The sequence below is a fragment of the Thermostichus sp. MS-CIW-34 genome (genome assembly GCF_054060435.1).
The window spans coordinates 44,516-60,922 of record NZ_JBSSDE010000001.1 but is presented as its reverse complement, the minus strand read 5'-3'; the positions used below and the strand labels follow the sequence as shown (position 1 = coordinate 60,922).

The 16,407-nt window shown below is 58.8% G+C and carries 14 protein-coding genes and 1 pseudogene; 7 read left to right on the top strand and 8 right to left on the bottom strand.

What is annotated here, in order from left to right; all coding sequences use genetic code 11:
* Positions 1-17 precede the first annotated feature (17 nt).
* Positions 18-1,004 carry a methyltransferase domain-containing protein gene (locus ACVWYY_RS00245; protein ID WP_041436329.1) on the top strand — a complete coding sequence of 329 codons (987 nt, stop codon included), beginning with the start codon at positions 18-20 and terminating at the stop codon, positions 1,002-1,004.
* A 13-nt stretch (positions 1,005-1,017) separates the two neighbouring features.
* Complete coding sequence (locus ACVWYY_RS00240) at positions 1,018-2,262, top strand: FAD-dependent hydroxylase (protein WP_457439210.1); 1,245 nt, start codon at positions 1,018-1,020, stop codon at positions 2,260-2,262.
* On the opposite strand, the gene ACVWYY_RS00235 is transcribed toward ACVWYY_RS00240, so the two are convergent.
* Entirely contained in the window at positions 2,232-3,959 is a 1,728-nt protein-coding gene (locus ACVWYY_RS00235; RefSeq protein WP_457439208.1) for a helicase HerA domain-containing protein, read from the bottom strand. The genes ACVWYY_RS00240 and ACVWYY_RS00235 overlap by 31 nt on opposite strands.
* A gap of 317 nt (positions 3,960-4,276) precedes the next feature.
* Here ACVWYY_RS00235 and ACVWYY_RS00230 point away from each other — a divergent pair, with 317 nt between their 5' ends.
* Positions 4,277-5,500: an RNA-guided endonuclease InsQ/TnpB family protein gene (locus ACVWYY_RS00230; RefSeq protein ID WP_457387689.1), complete on the top strand. Its 1,224-nt coding sequence runs from the start codon at positions 4,277-4,279 to the stop codon at positions 5,498-5,500.
* A 232-nt stretch (positions 5,501-5,732) separates the two neighbouring features.
* Here ACVWYY_RS00230 and ACVWYY_RS00225 read toward each other — a convergent pair.
* A pseudogene (locus ACVWYY_RS00225) lies at positions 5,733-6,140 on the bottom strand (Ig-like domain-containing protein); the annotation flags it as partial.
* Between the two features lie 256 nt (positions 6,141-6,396).
* Positions 6,397-6,765, bottom strand: coding sequence for an AbrB family transcriptional regulator (locus tag ACVWYY_RS00220; protein WP_011432615.1), 369 nt, complete (start codon positions 6,763-6,765; stop codon positions 6,397-6,399).
* 339 nt (positions 6,766-7,104) lie between these two features.
* Here ACVWYY_RS00220 and coaBC point away from each other — a divergent pair, with 339 nt between their 5' ends.
* Entirely contained in the window at positions 7,105-8,343 is a 1,239-nt protein-coding gene (coaBC, locus tag ACVWYY_RS00215) for a bifunctional phosphopantothenoylcysteine decarboxylase/phosphopantothenate--cysteine ligase CoaBC (protein WP_414344656.1), read from the top strand.
* A gap of 89 nt (positions 8,344-8,432) precedes the next feature.
* Here the strand turns inward: coaBC and sppA are convergent, their stop codons facing one another.
* The 5 genes from sppA to ACVWYY_RS00190 all read right to left on the bottom strand — a co-directional run bounded on the left by sppA (position 8,433) and on the right by ACVWYY_RS00190 (position 13,971).
* Complete coding sequence (sppA, locus tag ACVWYY_RS00210) at positions 8,433-9,239, bottom strand: signal peptide peptidase SppA (protein WP_457439205.1); 807 nt, start codon at positions 9,237-9,239, stop codon at positions 8,433-8,435.
* Between the two features lie 74 nt (positions 9,240-9,313).
* Positions 9,314-10,018, bottom strand: a complete 705-nt coding sequence (gene fabG / locus ACVWYY_RS00205) for a 3-oxoacyl-ACP reductase FabG (protein WP_457439203.1) — start codon at positions 10,016-10,018, stop codon at positions 9,314-9,316.
* Between the two features lie 105 nt (positions 10,019-10,123).
* On the bottom strand, positions 10,124-10,972 hold the full coding sequence (rsmA, locus tag ACVWYY_RS00200; RefSeq protein ID WP_457439201.1) for a 16S rRNA (adenine(1518)-N(6)/adenine(1519)-N(6))-dimethyltransferase RsmA: 849 nt from the start codon (positions 10,970-10,972) through the stop codon (positions 10,124-10,126).
* Positions 10,973-11,047: 75 nt separating this feature from the next.
* On the bottom strand, positions 11,048-12,769 hold the full coding sequence (locus tag ACVWYY_RS00195; protein ID WP_457439199.1) for a sensor histidine kinase: 1,722 nt from the start codon (positions 12,767-12,769) through the stop codon (positions 11,048-11,050).
* A gap of 68 nt (positions 12,770-12,837) precedes the next feature.
* On the bottom strand, positions 12,838-13,971 hold the full coding sequence (locus tag ACVWYY_RS00190) for a PIN domain-containing protein (protein ID WP_457387685.1): 1,134 nt from the start codon (positions 13,969-13,971) through the stop codon (positions 12,838-12,840).
* A 221-nt stretch (positions 13,972-14,192) separates the two neighbouring features.
* On the opposite strand from ACVWYY_RS00190, the gene ACVWYY_RS00185 reads away from it, so the two are divergent.
* From ACVWYY_RS00185 to nth, 3 genes are all read left to right on the top strand, one after another.
* A complete protein-coding gene (locus tag ACVWYY_RS00185) occupies positions 14,193-14,435 on the top strand; it encodes a NifU family protein (protein ID WP_011432622.1) in 243 nt (80 codons plus the stop codon).
* A 132-nt stretch (positions 14,436-14,567) separates the two neighbouring features.
* Entirely contained in the window at positions 14,568-15,665 is a 1,098-nt protein-coding gene (gene rseP / locus ACVWYY_RS00180; protein ID WP_457439197.1) for an RIP metalloprotease RseP, read from the top strand.
* A gap of 6 nt (positions 15,666-15,671) precedes the next feature.
* Positions 15,672-16,376, top strand: a complete 705-nt coding sequence (gene nth, locus ACVWYY_RS00175; protein WP_414383186.1) for an endonuclease III — start codon at positions 15,672-15,674, stop codon at positions 16,374-16,376.
* Positions 16,377-16,407: the final 31 nt, after the last annotated feature.

The window sequence follows — 16,407 nt, the reverse complement described above, 5'->3', positions numbered from 1 at the left end:
ACTTCATGGTTGATCCGATGAATCCAATCTTTTGGGCTTTGGGCATAGCTGTGCTGCTGGCCGTGGGCTTGGCAGCCTATCTGTTGACTGCTCGCAAATACGAGTCTCCCGCCTCTGTGGCCAAGTCTTACGACGAGTGGACTCGGGATGGGATCCTAGAGTTTTACTGGGGCGAACACATTCACCTAGGCCACTACGGCTCTCCTCCCCAACGAAAAAATTTTCTGCAGGCCAAGCACGACTTTGTCCACGAGATGGTGCGCTGGGGGGGGTTGGATCGACTGCCTGCAGGGACAACCGTGTTGGATGTGGGCTGCGGCATTGGTGGGAGCTGCCGCATCTTGGCCCGCGACTACGGCTTTGTTGTAACCGGTATCACCATCAGTCCTCAGCAGGTGAAGCGGGCCCAGGAGCTCACCCCCCCTGATCTGCCTGTCCAGTTTCAGGTGGCAGATGCCCTCGACCTGCCCTTCCCCGATGCCAGCTTCGATGTGGTGTGGTCCATTGAGGCAGGGCCTCACATGCCGGACAAGGCCCGCTATGCCCAAGAGATGCTGCGGGTGTTGAAGCCAGGGGGGATCCTGGTGGTGGCCGACTGGAACCAGCGGGACGACCGGCAAAAGCCCCTGAACTTTTGGGAGCGGCTGGTGATGCGGCAACTGTTGGATCAATGGTCACACCCTTCCTTCTCCAGCATCGAAGGCTTTGCCGAGCAGTTGGAGGCTACTGGCCTGGTGGCGGGACGGGTAGAAACCGCCGACTGGACTCAGGAGACCCTTCCCTCTTGGCTGGATTCCATCTGGCAGGGCATTGTCCGTCCCGAAGGGTTGCTGAAGTTTGGCTTGGTGGGCCTGATTAAGTCGCTACGGGAGGTGCCCACTTTCTTGCTCATGCGCCTGGCCTTCGGCACCGGCCTCTGCCGCTTTGGCATGTTCCGGGCCGTGCGAGCCGCCACGTCGGCAGACTCCACCCGCACAGAAGTGGTTGCCCACAGCAGCCAATAGGAGAATAAGAGAGATGACAACTCTTGCTCCCACTCCGGATACTTTGGCAGCCCTCTACGACGTGATTATCGTCGGCGGAGGCATCGCGGGCTTAACCCTAGCTTGTGCCCTGCGGGGATCCGGCCTGCGGTTGGCCCTCATTGAGGCCCAGTCGGCTGAGGCAGTCAAACAGCGCCCCCTGGCCTATGCCCTTTCGCCGCTGTCAATCCGCATCTTCCGGGCCGTCGGGGTGTGGGAGGCGCTGGCTCCCCACATTACGCCCTTTGCTCAGGTGATTTTAACCGACGCCAACGCTCCCCAGCGGGTGACGTTTAGACCGGAGGATGTGGGGGAAGCGGCAGTTTTCTACTGTGGCGAGCATGCCTGGCTGCAGCAGGCGCTCCAGGAGCAGGTGGCTGCCGATCCCAAAATTAGCTGCTACTACGAAGCCAAGGTGGAGAGCGTAACCTATGGGAAGGCTGCAGCCGAGGTAGAGCTGGAAACGGCCCAGGGGCGTCGCCAACTGCGGGCCTCCCTGGTGGTCGCCGCCGACGGCCTGCGCTCCCAGGTGCGGCAGTGGGCAGGGATCCCTAGCGACGGCTGGGACTATTGGCAGTCCTGCATCACCGCCTTGGTGGCCCCTTCCCAAGACCACCGAAACATTGCCTACGAGCGCTTCTGGCCTGCCGGCCCCTTCGCCATCTTGCCCCTGCCCGGCAACCGCTGTCAGGTGGTCTGGATCATGCCCCACGAGCAGGCCAAAGCCACCCTGGCCCTTCCTCAGGCCGACTTCTTGGCCGAGATGCAGCGCTACTACGGCGGTCAGAGCGGCCAGCTCACTTTGCTGAACCGGCCCCAGGTTTTCCCGGCTCGCCTACGGCAAAGCCGCCGCTACTATCAGCATCGTCTTGCCTTGGTGGGAGATGCCGCCCACCACTGCCATCCGGTGGCTGGCCAAGGGCTCAACCTCGGCATCCGCGACGCCGCTGCCCTGGCCCAGGTGCTCCTAGACGCCTGGAGACGGCATGAGGATCTGGGAGATGTCAAAGTCCTGCGCCGCTACGGTCGCCGTCGCCGCTGGGAAAACTGGGTGGTGCTGCTCTTCACGGATCTGCTCACCCGCACTTTCTCCAACTCCTACTGGCCCGTAGTGGTTATGCGGCGGTGGATCCTGAGAGGGATGATGGCCTTCCCCCCCCTGCGGTGCTTGCTGCTGTGCTTGATGACGGGACTTTGGGGGAGCTCTCCCTACAGTCCCAGCTCCTCCTTGGCCTTCTGAGCGGCCAGGAGCACCTCCGCATCCTCAGCCTGAGACCAGTCGGGGTCGGCGATCTCGGCGTAGAACCGCTGGTCGTAGGGGCGGGTTTGCACCACCACCGGCATGGGCACGGCATGGCCCAGAATTAGGGCTTGCTGTTTGGAGTCCAACTTGGCCAGCACCGTTTTCAAGTTCTGGCTGCCCGCCACCCCTGTGAACACCGCCTCGATATCTTGGTCGTCGTTGAGCAGCGCCGTAATGCGAGTGCCCAACTGAGACATCACCTCGCTGTCGATGCGGGAAGGGCGCTGATCCACCACCAGCAGCGTGACAAAGTACTTGCGCATCTCGCGGGCAATGGTGCCGAAAATGGTCTGCTTGGCTGCCCGCGGATTTAGAAAGCGATGGGCCTCCTCGATGGTGATGCACAGTTGACGGGGCTTGTCGAGGGGATTTTTGGATTGCAAGTACCGCTCCGTCTGGTGCACGTAGGCCTGGTGAATGCGGCGGGTGATGACGTTGGCAGCCAACATGTAGGAGAGCAGGTTGGACTGGGATCCAAACTCGATAACCACGTGAATGCCGCGGCTGAGGGCATCCAAAATCTGGCCGATGTAGTTGTGGGGCAGGGTGCTGCGGATGTACTTGAGGTTGTCAAGGCGGGTGAGCTTGCGCTGCAGGGCCATCATCGAGGCTTTGTTGCCCATTTTCTGTTCGCAAAACTCTTGAATCTCGGTGTTGGAAAGGCTCAAGAGGCGGCTGATCCAGTCGCGGCCAAACTCGTTGCGCAGGATAATGGCGTTTTCCAGGCTGGCTTCCGATAGGTTCAGCTCCTCTGCCAACAGGGCCAGATCCTCCACCTCGATCTGGTTGTAGGCGATGAAGAGCTCCTGCGCATCCCGCACCCCTCGCCGCCGGGTGGAATCGGGATCCAGGGTATAGATCTGTACCTGACCGGGAAAGAGCTGCCGCAAGCCCTTGACGGTGCTGGCGTGTTTGTCTTCGCTGGCCGCCTCCCAGCCGTACTCGGAGTGCATGTCAAAGATCAAGTTCACCGCTGCCCGTTTGCGGATGATGCCGGCCAGGATCAGGCGGGCTAGAAAGGACTTGCCGGTGCCCGATTTGCCGAAAATGCCGTTGCTGCGCTCCACCCAGCGATCCAAGTCCAAACAGATGGGCACAGCCATGTCGAGGGGCTGGCCGATAGCAAAGTTGCGCCGCTCCGGGTCGTCTTCCCAGCCGAAGACGGTGCGAAAGTCCAGTTCCCGTGCCTCATACACTTGCGAAAAATGGGCGGGCACTGTTTTCACGGGCAGCAGCTCCATGGCGCCAGCGGAAGGGGGTTCTTGGCCGAGGGGAGCTGCCAACGCTTCTGGCCGTTCGGGATTGACCAGGGGATACAGCCTTTCCCCTTCCGTTTGCCGCGGCACCAACATCAGCATCGGGGTGAGGGCAATAATGCCGTAGGTGCCGGTACCGGCCAGCACCTCCTGCAGCAAGGTCTCTTCCGGGCGGGGGGGATTGACCAGAATTTGGGGGTTGCTGGTTTCTAGGGTAACGTCAGTAAGCAGGCCAAAGAAGCGGTTGCGCTGCCCCTGGATCACCACGAATTTGCCCACCCGCAAGTCTTCTACCGAGACACCGGGATTGAGGCGAGCTTCCAGCCCTCGACTCAGGGATCCCTGAATCACGGTGGCCAAAGGTTGAGGAGGGGTCATGGCAGTGAGGGTTGGGTTCCAGATGCCTTATTCAGTTGCCCATCTGTAAGCGGGCGCTGGTGCGGGGGGCGCCATCCTGCACAATCCAGGTGCGGACGATCTCCACTTCCTCCGGCGTCCAAAAGCCCAGACGGGACAGGGGCAGCCCGCGGGCCTGAATGTAAGCAATCTTCGGGGAGTCGCCGCGAGCTTGGGGGCGGTTGAGCTGAACTCTAGTCTCGACTGAATGCAGTGTACATTATATATATTCAGTATGCCCCAATTTGTAGCTCCAAAGGGAACAGCAATAGGTTTAGTGCTGAACTAGAGGTCGTACTTTGTTATTAGGATTCAAGACGGAGTTAAGACTGAATAACAAGCAAAGGACACTGGCGGCGCAGCACGCTGGGGTTGCTCGGCACGCTTACAACTGGGGACTGGAGCTTTGTAAGCAAGCTGTGGCAGAGAAGCGGAAGATTCCCACGGCAGTTGATCTGCACAAGAAACTTGTAGCCGAGGTGAAGAGGGCTAATCCTTGGTACTATCAGGTTTCTAAGTGTGCCCCGCAGGAAGCTCTTAGGAATCTGGAGAGAGCAATTAAGAGGTGGCGTGCTGGGAAGTCTAGATTTCCAGTATTCAAGAAGAAGGGGAAGCTGGACAGCTTTTACCTAGAAGGTGGGATTAGAATTTCCGGCAACAAAATCAAGGTTCCGATTTTCGGCTGGTTAGCTTGTTACGAGGTCTTGCCTGCGGTTGTGCCCAAGAATGTTGTTATCAGCCGGCGGGCCCACCGTTGGTTTATTTCCTTCAAGTATGAGGCGCCTGAGCCAGGGGAGCTGGAGAAGGAAGGGGACGTCGTTGGGGTTGACCTAGGAGTTAACAATCTAGCCACGTGTTCTGACGGGGGGACTTTTGGCAACCCCAAGCCCTATTGTAAGGCTAGGAAGCGGCTGAGGAGGTTGCAAAGGCGGTTGTCCAGGAAAGTTAAGGGGTCGCAAAACCGGCGGAAGGCAGTTAAGAAGGTGGCAAGACTCCACAAGAGAGTAGTTGATATTCGTCGGGACAACCTACACAAGCTTACTACCTATCTAGCTAAGAGGTATCGGGTGGTAATTATAGAGGACCTGAACGTCTCGGGGATGCTCAAGAACCACAAGTTAGCTAGTAGTCTAGCCGAGTGTAGTTTCTATGAGTTCAGGCGACAGCTAGAGTATAAAGCTAGGCTCTACAGCTGTCAGGTGGTAGTGGCGGATAGGTTTTATCCGTCCAGCCAGCTGTGTTCTTGTTGCCAGCATAAACAGCAGATGCCGCTGCACCAGCGGGTGTTTCGTTGTGAGAGTTGCGGTTTAGAGAAAGACCGGGATCTCAACGCAGCGATTAACTTGGTGGGGTGGTATTTTGAGGTGTATTTACCCTCAACTACCCCCAGCTTGGGGGGAAGTCACGCCTGTGGAGATCCCGCTGCCGGGGTTGGGTTGCAAGCCCAGCTAGGCAAGGGTCGTAGAAGCAGGAAGAAAGCATCAACGCTGGTCGAAAGTCCACTTTTGTCCAATGTTGTTTAAGTCTTTCGGAGCGGTTAATGGCGTTGAGGATGTAGGCGTGGCGGCTCGTCCACCGGGGATTGATCAACTCGCTATTGGGATCCCCGGGCCTGACATAGGCCATCGTGGCCTCATAACTGTCCAGCAACTGGGTGCGCTGCCGTCCTGCCGGCTGATGGCAACCCACACAACTGGCTTCTAGCAGCGGTTTGACATCCCGTTCGTAGGTAAATTGCGGTTCGGTGCGAAAACTCAGCTGAATGGCCTGCTCGAGGGACAGCCCCTCTTGGGGAGAAAGCGTGAGGGTGTAACGGGTGCTAAAGCGCAAGGGATCCCGAGGCTTAAGCAACAACTCGTCTCCCTGCACATCAAAAATAACCGCTGCCGGCGGATCCAACTGAACCGCCAGACGTTGTAGATTGGGATCCAGTGGCCGATTGAATTGCAGCCGAATGACTCCATCCACAAAAACATCCTGCTGTTCGGGAGTAGGCTGGGAAGACACCCACTCCAAAAATGCCTGACTTTGAGAAGCATTCGACTGAGGCCAAACTTGCCGATGAGACTCGATGACAAAGAACGCTGCTGCCAACAACAGCCCCGCCCAAGTTCGCCACCGCCGCCAATGGCGAAAGACATTTGGCACAGTCGGAGTGTTCATTGTTGCAGACCCAATTTAACTGTTGTCAGAATAGCGAACTTACCCACACTTCAGCCATTGATGAGGTACAAACTGCCAGGGATCCCCAGCGGATCATGAGGATCCCTTGTTTGAAAAGTAGAGAAACAATAAACACCGGAGCGAAAGGAAGAAGTCGCTGCTCCCAGGCCCCTGAGGGCTAAAAAGAATACCGAGGGCTTTACCCTGGCTGAGATGAGATCACCAGCAGGGAAAAGCGGCACAGGGAGGCAGCAAATCAGTTGACCCGCTCCAGCTTGATGTTGTGGTGGCCCAGCTTGATCTCAAACTCATCTCCGGGCTTGAGGCCCATCTTCTTGGTGTAGGCAGCTCCGATCAGGAGATTGCCATTCTTATGAACCGAAACCCGGAAGGTAGGAGCGCGGCCACGGGATCCATTTTCGTCACTAGCGCCGAGATCCACGCCAACGGCCTTCAACAGGGCGTTGTTAAACTGCATCAGATTCACTCGCTCCTGACCATTCTTGGTGTAGGTGACATAACCACAGGCGCGAGCTTTTTCCTTGCGATCCGCATTTCCCATTGAAGTTACCTTGTCGAGGAGCTCTTGGCCAGTGAGTGGTTTTGGTTTACTGGTTGTAGCCATATCAAGATGGTTTTAGGGACAACTGTTAGTGTAGCCAGAAACAAACAGCGATTGCAATAGAGTTTGATCCAACTCTTCTTAATTAGAGGGAATGAGTGAGCGACTGCAATGGGATCTGAGGGCTGGTTGCGCAAAACAGCAGTGGGGAATTCCCTCTGAAGGCCAGAACCTATGGGGGAGACTTTGGCTGAAATGGGGAATGATAGGCTCTCAGGCCCTATTCTCGACAGGGTCATCCGTCCAAGTCAAAGTATCTTTGGGCGAGGGATCCCCGCTTCGCCGCCGGAATTGAGCAAAAGCAGGGAAACTGGAAACAAGGCTGTTTGCGTGTCACTCAATATGGATCCCTTTTGGTCGGGGCGGCGTCTCCTCATTGGGGTGAGCGGGGGGATTGCTGCTTACAAAACGGCAGCTTTGGTGTCTGCTCTGGTGCAGCAGGGAGCAGAGCTCAAGGTGGTTTTGACAAAAGCTGCGGAACATTTTATTTCTCCTTTGACTTTTGCCACCTTGTCCCGCCAGCCGGCTTTTACGGATGCCGCCTTTTGGCAAGCAACACGAGGACGACCGCTGCACATCGAGTTGGGGGAATGGGCGGAGGCTCTCCTCATTGCACCCTTGTCGGCCAACACCTTGGGCAAGTTGGCTCATGGGCTGGCGGATAACTTGCTCACCAATGTGGTTTTGGCTTCCCGGTGTCCGGTGGCGGTGGCACCGGCTATGAATACGCAGATGTGGAAGGCGGAGAAGGTGGCCGAGAATTGGCAGCGGCTACATCAGGATCCCCGTTTTTGGGCCTTGCCGACGGCCAGTGGCCGCCTGGCCTGTGATGCGGTGGGGGAAGGGCGCATGTTGGAGCCGGAGGCCCTGCAGGAGTATGTGCGGGCTTTGCTCTGGACAGGGGGGAAAAAAGATTGGCAAGGCAAGCGGGTGTTGGTGACGGCGGGGGGTACACGGGAGCCCATCGACGCGGTGCGTTTTATCGGCAACCCGGCCAGTGGTCGGATGGGAGTGGCGCTGGCGGTGGCGGCAGCCTGCCGGGGGGCGACAGTGACGCTGGTCCATGGGCCGTTGGGGATCCCCTTTGATCCAGCGCCCTTCGCCATTCGGGCCATTCCGGTGGAGACGGCAGCCCAACTGGAGGCGGCTTTGCAGGCGGAATTTCCCCAGGCGGATCTCTTGTGGATGGCTGCTGCTGTGGGGGATGTGCGCCCCTCTCAGGTTTACGCGGGGAAGCTGCCCAAAGCCGATCTACCCCAGATGTTGCCGTTGGAGCCGATCCCTGACCTGCTGGCAGCTCTGGCCCGCCACAAACGCCCTGGCCAACGCCTCATCGGCTTTGCCGCTCAAAGTGGGGATCCCTTGCCACCGGCCAGAGAGAAGCTCCGCCAAAAGGGCCTGGATGCTATTGTGGCCAACCCCATCGACCAACCGGATAGCGGCTTTGGCAGCAGCCACAACCAAGGCTATTGGATCCCCCAGCAGGGAAGTCCAGAGCGGATCCCATTGGCAACCAAGCCAACCCTGGCCCACCGGCTGCTGGATCTGGCCCGGCAATTGGAGTTGGGCTACTTTAGTTAAACTCCCTCTCCCTCTGGAAGAGGGGCCGGGGGTGGGGGCTGTGCGGTACAGAACGCTAAACTTCCCGGAATAGCTGTTCGCGAACTGCCTCAAGAACCTGTGTAAAGCCACAGGGGCAAGCCCGAGGTGCTCACTTCAAACTGCAGACGGGCCAAGGCTTCTGCTGCCGGCAGAAATCGAGACCAACCTCTGCGCCGCGGGAGCAGGTCGTAGAACTTCGCATCCGTCGGCAAACCCGCCAGCTCTGCCGCCCAAAGGCGGGCATCTTCTTCTGTGCCCAAGCGATCCACCACACCCAAGTGGAGGGCCTGCTCTCCGCTGAAAATGCGGCCATCGGCAAAAGTTTTGACCACATTCAAACTCAACTTGCGGGCAGCAGCAACCGTCTGCACAAACTGGCCGTAGGTAATGTCGATCAACTCTTGCAGGATGTTTCGCTCTTCTGGGGTCAGCTCGCGATCAAACGAGAGAATATCTTTGTAGGGGCCAGACTTAATCACCTTAAATGAAATCCCCACCTTATCCAGGAGGCGTTCGATATTATTGCCTCGAATGATCACGCCAATGCTACCGGTGATCGTTCCTGGGTTGGCGACAATTTTTTCGGCTCCCATGGCAATATAAACCCCCCCAGAGGCGGCAATGTTGCCAAAGCTGGCGACAATACGGGTGCCCTTTTTCTCTCGCAAACGCAAGAGGGCATTGTAGATTTCTTGGGAGTCGGCCACCGTCCCACCTGGACTATCGATGCGCAGCACCACGGCAGGGATATGGTTTTCTTCCGCCTCTTTCAGGGCCTTGAGAACCCGCTCGCGAGCTTTGCCATCAATAGCCCCTGCCACCTCAATGCGGCCGATTTGCCGGCGCAAGCCACCCAAGAATAACCGCTTCAGCATGGAAAAAAACTGGATAGAGATAAGTGCATATTCTGTATCATGAATGGCGGCTCATGGCTTGGTCAACCAGTTGCCTAGACGTTGCCATACACCGGGATCACCGCCCCTCGCAGATCCCGCGCTGCTTCTGAGACCAAAAAGGCGATCACCTGCCCGATGGACTCTGGCTTGACCCACAGCTCGGCTTGCTCGGATCCCATGGCAGCTCGGTTGGCCGGCGTGTCGATGAGGCTGGGCAGGATGACGTTGGCCGTGATGTCGGTGCCTTGGGTTTCGGCGGCAATAGTGCGGGTCAGGGCCACCACCCCCGCTTTGGAAGCGCAGTAGGCGGCCAATTGCGGGCCCGGCTCCACCGCTCCTCGGGATCCCACCGTTACAATCCGCCCATAGCCCTGTTGCCACATTCTGCGCAGGCTGTGCTTGCAGGTCAGAAAAGTGGTGGTGAGGTTGAGGTCGAAGTCGCGATACCAGTCCGCCAAGCTGTACTCGTGGGTGGGGCCCATGGCAAAGCCCCCCACCAGGTGGATCAGCCCATCCACGCGGGGTAGGTCGGCAATGACGCGGGCAACCGCCGCCTCATCTGTTAAATCCACTTGCACAAAGCGAACCCGATCCAGAGCATTGGCCGGCAGGCGCTCCCGCAAAATGGCAAGATCTTTCTCTTGGCGATAGGTCAAGGTCAGCTCTGCTCCGCTGGCCAGCACCACGGGAACCACCCCCAAACCCAGCCCGCCTGTGCCACCGGTCAAGAGGATTTGCTTGCCTTGGTTGCCCTGCATGGATGCACCTGCATTGACGAAAGGGATCCAGAACAAGATCGGGAAGGGACTTCAAAAACCCCAGAGGATGTTTGGGTTCGTCCAACTGAGCTTCCCTCTCTTACCCTACCCTGGTTCCTGCCCCTCTTGAAGAACAACAGCCCTTTTGGGCGCTTTCTCCAGCAGCAGGTCGCTCAAGGCCAGCCAGTGGGGCAGGGCCAGCTCTTCGGCGCGGGCATCGGGGTTGAGGCGGAGCTGAGCCAAAGCTGCTGCAACCGCTTCTCGCTCCACCAAGCTTCCCAGGGCATTGACGAGCTTCTTGCGACGGGTGGAGAACCCCTGCCGGAGGAGTTGGTGAAACCAGCAGGGATCCCGGACGGGGGTGGGGGCGGGGCGGGGGGTGAGGCGAATCACAGCAGATTCCACCTTGGGGGCGGGCTTGAAAGCGGTGGGGGGCACCCTGCAGATCAGCTCGCAATCGGCCAAATACTGCGTCCGCAGGCTCAGAGCACCATAGGCTTTGCTGCCGGGGCCGGCCTGCAAGCGCTCGGCCAGCTCTTTTTGCACCAGAAGGACAATGCGCTCGAACTGCCGAACCGGCTGGGCCGGGGATCCGAGCACCTTTTCCAGGATGGATCCGGTGAGGTTGTAGGGAATGTTGGCCACCAGCAGGCGGGGTTGAGGAGGCAGCGGCAGGCGGAGAAAATCTCCCTCCAGCAGGTGAAAACGGGGTTGGCCGGCGAACCGTTTTTGCAGCAGTCGGCACAGATCCCGGTCGATCTCCACCGCCACCACCTGGGCGCCCTGGGCCAGCAATCGCCGCGTCAGTTGGCCGGTGCCGGGGCCGATCTCCAGCACCCAAGTGGGATCCGCGTCTCCCTCTAGATCATTCAACTGGGCAGCCCGCACAATCGCCTCGTGAACAGCGGGATCCTTGAGCCAATGCTGACCAAACCGTTTACGAGGATAGGGCATGGGGGAATGTTCGCGCAGTGCTGCGCCGCAACCGAGAGGTACCCAGAGCGGTTGAAGGAGAAATGGCCGGGTGGGTCATCGCTGGACTGAGTTGGGAACAGAAATCAAGGTGGGATCCGCATCCTCAGGTCTATCTCGGGCGGGTTGAGCAGGGAGCGCCTCTGGGTTCGGATCCCCGCTCAGGAGCGGCTTGCGGTAGAGGGGCACCGTAAAGGTGACGGTGGATCCCAGCCCTTCGCCCAGGCTGTAGAAATTGATTTCCCCTCCCATCGCCTCCACCAGGCGTTGGCTGATGGCCAGGCCCAAGCCCGTCCCCCCATATTGGCGGGTGGTGGAACCATCCACCTGCGTGAAAGCCTGAAACAGCTTCTGCTGCTTTTCCAGCGATACGCCGATCCCGGTGTCGATGACGCGGATGCGGGCCAAACCCGGGTTGCCGGGCAGGATATCCGCTCGCACGGTTACTGAGCCTTTGGGGGTAAACTTGATGGCATTCCCCACCAAATTGAGCATGACCTGCAACAGGCGTTGGTAATCGCCCAAGAGCAAAATCTGATCCGAGGTGTTGGGCAGGTGGAAGCTCAGTTGTAGGCCCTTTTGGCTGGCCTGCAAGCTGGTCTTGGCCTCCACATCCTTAAACAAAGCTCGCAGGTCGCAGGGCTGGAACTCCAACTGCATTTTGCCCGCCTCGATCTTGGCGATATCCAGCACATCGTTGATTAGGGCCAGCAGGTGCAGGGCAGAGCGATAGGCCTCCTGCAAGAAGTCCAGCTCCTCTTCGCGGTTTTCGGCCATCCCGTCCAGCACCAGCTTGATAAAGCCGATGATCCCGTTTAGGGGGGTGCGCAGCTCGTGGGAGGTGTTGGCCAGGAATTGGCTTTTCAGTTTGTTGGCCGATTCCGCTTGGGCACGGGCCTGCTCCAGCTCCTTATTTTTCTGACGCAGAGTTTGGTTGGCTAACTGCAAGCGGGTTGCCAGTTGGCGACTTTGATCCAGCAAAATGGCGTGGGCAATGGCTGCGCCCAGGTAGGTGGCAATGCTCTGGAGTACCTGAATGTGGCTTGGCTGCCAAACAGGAACCCTGTTCGGATCCAGCATTTCCAGCCAGAGCAGGCTGTTGGCGTAGCCCTGGTAAGACATGGCAATGGCCAGATGTCGCCCCGCCTCCACCGGTTCTTCCTGTCTGAGGGCCTGCAACAAATGGGGGTAATCTGCCAGCTTCAGGGTCTGGTGGAGGAGGGAGGGATCCCCAGGATGGCGGCGGTACTCGGCATTGACCGTGAGGGAGTCTTGCCCCACCTCGTAGAGGGCCATCAGGCAGCGATCTACCTCAAACAGTTGCCCCAACTGCTCCACGGTCTGCTGGCACAGTTGCCGGATATCCAGGGAATGCCGGATGTTGCGCACCAACTGCGTCGTGATCCCCTGTACCGGATCGGCCGGGAGAGCATGGGGCTGGCTGTTGGGGCTGCTGGTTCCTCCGGCCAACGCAAAAGGCGTAGCCCCCAGCAACTTGCCCACTGCCGCAACCGCCACCACCTCCCCTTCCATGTCCCGTACAGGGTTGAGCGAAAGATGCAGATGCAACTTGTAGCGGGGCGAGAGCACCTGACATTCGTAGGAGAGGGGATCCCCGCTTGCAAAGACCTGGTTGAGCTTGGCTTCGTACTCTCCAGCGTTGGCCACCTCCCAGATTTGCTGTCCGCTCACGATGTGCTGAGGGTGGATGCCATATTTCTCGGCATCTTCCCAGTAAAAACTCCAGAAGCGCCTCTGGCGATCCTGCGTGTAGAACATCGGAGTGGGTCGGAGGGCGCCCATTTGGGATGAAGCCACCATTGCGCTAGGGGAACGTAGGCCAAAACTCAGGTTTTTCCAGAGGAAGCCGGGCTGGCCGGATCAGAGGCCGGGCGGGTTAGTGGGGCAGAGTCCTTGTTGAGGCGGGCGAAGATCATGCGGCCTGCTGAGGTTTGAATGGCGCTGGTCACAACCACAGAGCGGGTTTTGCCCACAGAGCGCTGCCCTTCTTCCACCACCACCATGGTGCCGTCTTCCAAGTAGCCTACCCCTTGACCTGGCTCTTTTCCTTCGCGGGTGATCTTGATATCAAAGCTGTCGCCGGCAACATAGATGGGCCGCAGCGCCTCGGCCAACTCATTCACATTCAGCACCTTGACCCCCTGCAGAGCCGCCACCTTCTTCAGGTTGTAATCGGTGGTGAGCAGCGTTCCCCCCACGGTTTGGGTGAGGCGCACCAGCTTTTCATCGACAGTGGTCAGATCTGGATAGTTGGCTTCGTGAATAACGAAACGATCGGGGTAGGCCTCTCGCAAAGACTGCAGGGTATCCAAGCCTTTGCGGCCCCGCTCTCGTTTTTGGGCATCGGCTTTGTCGGCAATGGTCTGCAATTCCGTCAGCACAAAGCGAGGAACCACCAGGGTTCCTTCCAAAAAACCTGTCTCGATTAACTGAGCCACTCGGCCATCGATGATGGAGCTGGTGTCCAAAACCTTGGCCGTGGCAGCCACCACATTGCCCTCCGCCCAGAGGGCTGCCTGCAAAGCATAGTTGGGGTTAAACAGCCGCAGCAGCGAGGGGCCGTGGGTATCGGCCAGGCTGACCCCCAGGTAAGCAAAGGCCAAGCTGAAAAAGACCGAAGCCAGCGGCTCGAGGAACCTATTGAGTTGGGGGGGCAGGGGCAGCAAGTAGACAGGAGCCATGGCCAGATTGGCAATCACCAAGCCGATCACCAACCCCACCGAGCGGCTGATCAACACGTCCGGCGGCAGGGAGCGCACATTGGCCTCGAAGCGACGGTAGCTCCAGCGCACCAGGGATCCCAGAGCCAGTCCTGCCAGCACGCCAAAGCCGCTGGTGACGACACGGGCTCCTTCCACATTGGCCCCCTGAATGGCAGCAGGAGGGAGCAAATCCAGGCCATAAAACCCGAGGCCAGCTCCCGCCAACATGAAGATCGCGATCAGTAAAGCGTCTAGCATAAGAAAAAAGACGGCCCTGCTGAGTGGGTGATGCTGCTGGGAATAGGCAAATCTGCTTCCTACTCATTCTAGTCGTCTGGTGTTGGAGGGATCCGGACAACCAAGCCAGCCCTCCCCCAGAAGGATTCAGACTATGCTGAAATCATAGCGATCCCTTGCCAGCTTGAGGGATCTGTGGATAAACCGCTACAATCCAAATCTCAACGAGGCTAAAAGCAACCATGGCACAAGCACTGGAACTCAATACCGAGAACGTCGAGAAAGTCCTGAACGAGCTGCGTCCTTACTTGATGGCCGATGGGGGCAATGTGGAATTGGTGGAAATCGATGGCCCGGTGGTCAAGCTGCGCTTGCAGGGGGCCTGTGGAGCCTGCCCCAGCTCGACCATGACTCTAAAGATGGGCATTGAGCGCAAGTTGCGGGAGAGCATTCCCGATATTTTGGAGGTGGAGCAGGTATTCTGAGGGGCCCTGTAGGTTTTTGTGAGATTCCTTTAGGGTTCTTTATCATGTGTTGGACTATGTGCCTTGATAAATAGCCTCGGGTGGCTCTCTGCTCCCCACTTCTTTCTTCTGTGCCTTCTTCAGAGCTAGCGCATGTCTGTTCTCCTCTCCATCGCCATTCTCGCCCTGCTGATCCTGGTGCATGAGGCAGGGCACTTTGCGGCAGCCAAACTCCAAGGGATCCATGTCAACCGCTTCTCGCTGGGGTTTGGGCCGGTGCTGTGGCGATACCAGGGCAGGGAGACAGAGTACGCCATTCGCGCCCTGCCGCTGGGGGGCTACGTGGGCTTTCCTGACGAGGATGAACATTCTCCCTACCCCCCCGACGACCCGGATCTGCTGAAAAACCGCCCCGTGCTGGATCGCCTGGTGGTGATGAGTGCAGGGGTGATGGCCAACCTGATCTTCGCCTATCTGGTGCTGGTGTTGATGTTTGCCTCGGTGGGGATCCCCTCGGTAACGCGCATCCATCCCGGCATTCTCATCCCTCAGGTGATGCCCGATAGCCCGGCGGAGCGAGCTGGCCTGGAGGCAGGGGATGTGGTGTTGCAGGCAGCCGATCGCGATTACAGGGGGATTGCCGACGAGACGGCGGCCTTGGCAGCCCTGAACGATTTTCAGGTGCTGATCCGCAGCAGCGAGAACCGGCCCATTCCCCTGGAGGTGCAGCGTGGGGAAGGGGATCCCCTGCAGTTGACGGTGATCCCAGAGGTGCGGGGAGAGACGGTGGCCATTGGAGTGACCTTGGCCCCCAATCAAGAGGTGACCTTGCGCCCCGCCCAGAGCGTGGCCGAGATCCTCACGGAGGCGGGAAATGCCTACCAGCGGGTGGTGATGCTCAATCTGAACGGCCTGCAGCAGTTGGTTCAGAATTTCCAAAGCACGGCTGCTCAGGTCTCCGGCCCGGTGGGGATCGTCAAGATTGGGGCGGATCTGGCCCGCGATGACGCCGCCAGCCTGTTTAATTTCACCGCTTTGATTAGCATTAACCTGGCCTTTCTCAACCTGTTGCCCTTGCCCGCCTTGGACGGGGGACACATTGCCTTTTTGATCCTGGAGGCGATCCGCGGCAAACGGCTGCCCAAGCATCTGGAGGAGCGGGTGATGCAGACGGGCTTGGTGTTGTTACTGGGATTGGGGGTGGTGCTGATCTTCAAAGACACCCTCGCCATTGTCACCGGGTCAGGCTAGGGGAAGATGGCCAGCAAACGGGCCCTGCGCCAGCGAGCTTTGGAGATCCTGCTTCGGCTGAAGCGCCACTACCCCAACTCCACCTGTGCCCTCCACTACCGGACGCCGCTGCAACTTTTGGTGGCAACCATCCTCTCGGCTCAGTGTACGGATGAGCGGGTGAATCAGGTAACGCCGGAGCTGTTTCGTCGCTTCCCGGATGCCCAGGCCCTGGCGACAGCGCCGCGAGAGGAGATCGAGGCTCTCATCCATTCCACCGGCTTCTATCGCAACAAGGCCAAACACATTCAGGAAGCCTGCCGCAGGATCTTAAGCCATTTCGGTGGCCAAGTGCCCCGCACCATGCCGGAGCTGCTCACCCTACCCGGCGTAGCCCGCAAGACGGCCAATGTGGTGTTGGCTCATGCTTTTGGCATCAATGCTGGGGTTACCGTCGATACCCATGTTAAGCGCCTCAGCCGCCGCCTCGGCCTCACTGAGCACGAGGATCCCGTGCGCATCGAAAAGGATCTGATGCAGTTGTTGCCGCAGGCGGATTGGGAGAACTGGTCTATCCGTCTGATCGACCACGGGCGGGCCATCTGCACTGCCCGCAGGCCTCTGTGCCAGCAATGTTTTTTGGCGGATCTCTGCCCCAGCGCTCCTCTTCTGGGATCGGCTGCACCGGCCGAGAAAACGGATAAAAAAGCTACAAAAGCCTCGCCGGCCTGAGATGATGGTTTCTAGGCGCCCCGCGTGGCTG

Bases quoted from the DNA above. Each gene is read 5' to 3' on its own strand.
- fabG (WP_457439203.1), bottom strand. From the start codon at position 10,018: ATGCAGGGCAACCAAGGCAAGCAAATCCTCTTGACCGGTGGCACAGGC.
- coaBC (WP_414344656.1), top strand. From the start codon at position 7,105: ATGGATCCCTTTTGGTCGGGGCGGCGTCTCCTCATTGGGGTGAGCGGG.
- ACVWYY_RS00240 (WP_457439210.1), top strand. From the start codon at position 1,018: ATGACAACTCTTGCTCCCACTCCGGATACTTTGGCAGCCCTCTACGAC.
- nth (WP_414383186.1), top strand. From the start codon at position 15,672: ATGGCCAGCAAACGGGCCCTGCGCCAGCGAGCTTTGGAGATCCTGCTT.
- ACVWYY_RS00220 (WP_011432615.1), bottom strand. From the start codon at position 6,765: ATGGCTACAACCAGTAAACCAAAACCACTCACTGGCCAAGAGCTCCTC.
- sppA (WP_457439205.1), bottom strand. From the start codon at position 9,239: ATGCTGAAGCGGTTATTCTTGGGTGGCTTGCGCCGGCAAATCGGCCGC.
- ACVWYY_RS00190 (WP_457387685.1), bottom strand. From the start codon at position 13,971: ATGCTAGACGCTTTACTGATCGCGATCTTCATGTTGGCGGGAGCTGGC.
- ACVWYY_RS00245 (WP_041436329.1), top strand. From the start codon at position 18: ATGAATCCAATCTTTTGGGCTTTGGGCATAGCTGTGCTGCTGGCCGTG.
- ACVWYY_RS00235 (WP_457439208.1), bottom strand. From the start codon at position 3,959: ATGACCCCTCCTCAACCTTTGGCCACCGTGATTCAGGGATCCCTGAGT.
- rseP (WP_457439197.1), top strand. From the start codon at position 14,568: ATGTCTGTTCTCCTCTCCATCGCCATTCTCGCCCTGCTGATCCTGGTG.
- ACVWYY_RS00185 (WP_011432622.1), top strand. From the start codon at position 14,193: ATGGCACAAGCACTGGAACTCAATACCGAGAACGTCGAGAAAGTCCTG.
- rsmA (WP_457439201.1), bottom strand. From the start codon at position 10,972: ATGCCCTATCCTCGTAAACGGTTTGGTCAGCATTGGCTCAAGGATCCC.
- ACVWYY_RS00195 (WP_457439199.1), bottom strand. From the start codon at position 12,769: ATGTTCTACACGCAGGATCGCCAGAGGCGCTTCTGGAGTTTTTACTGG.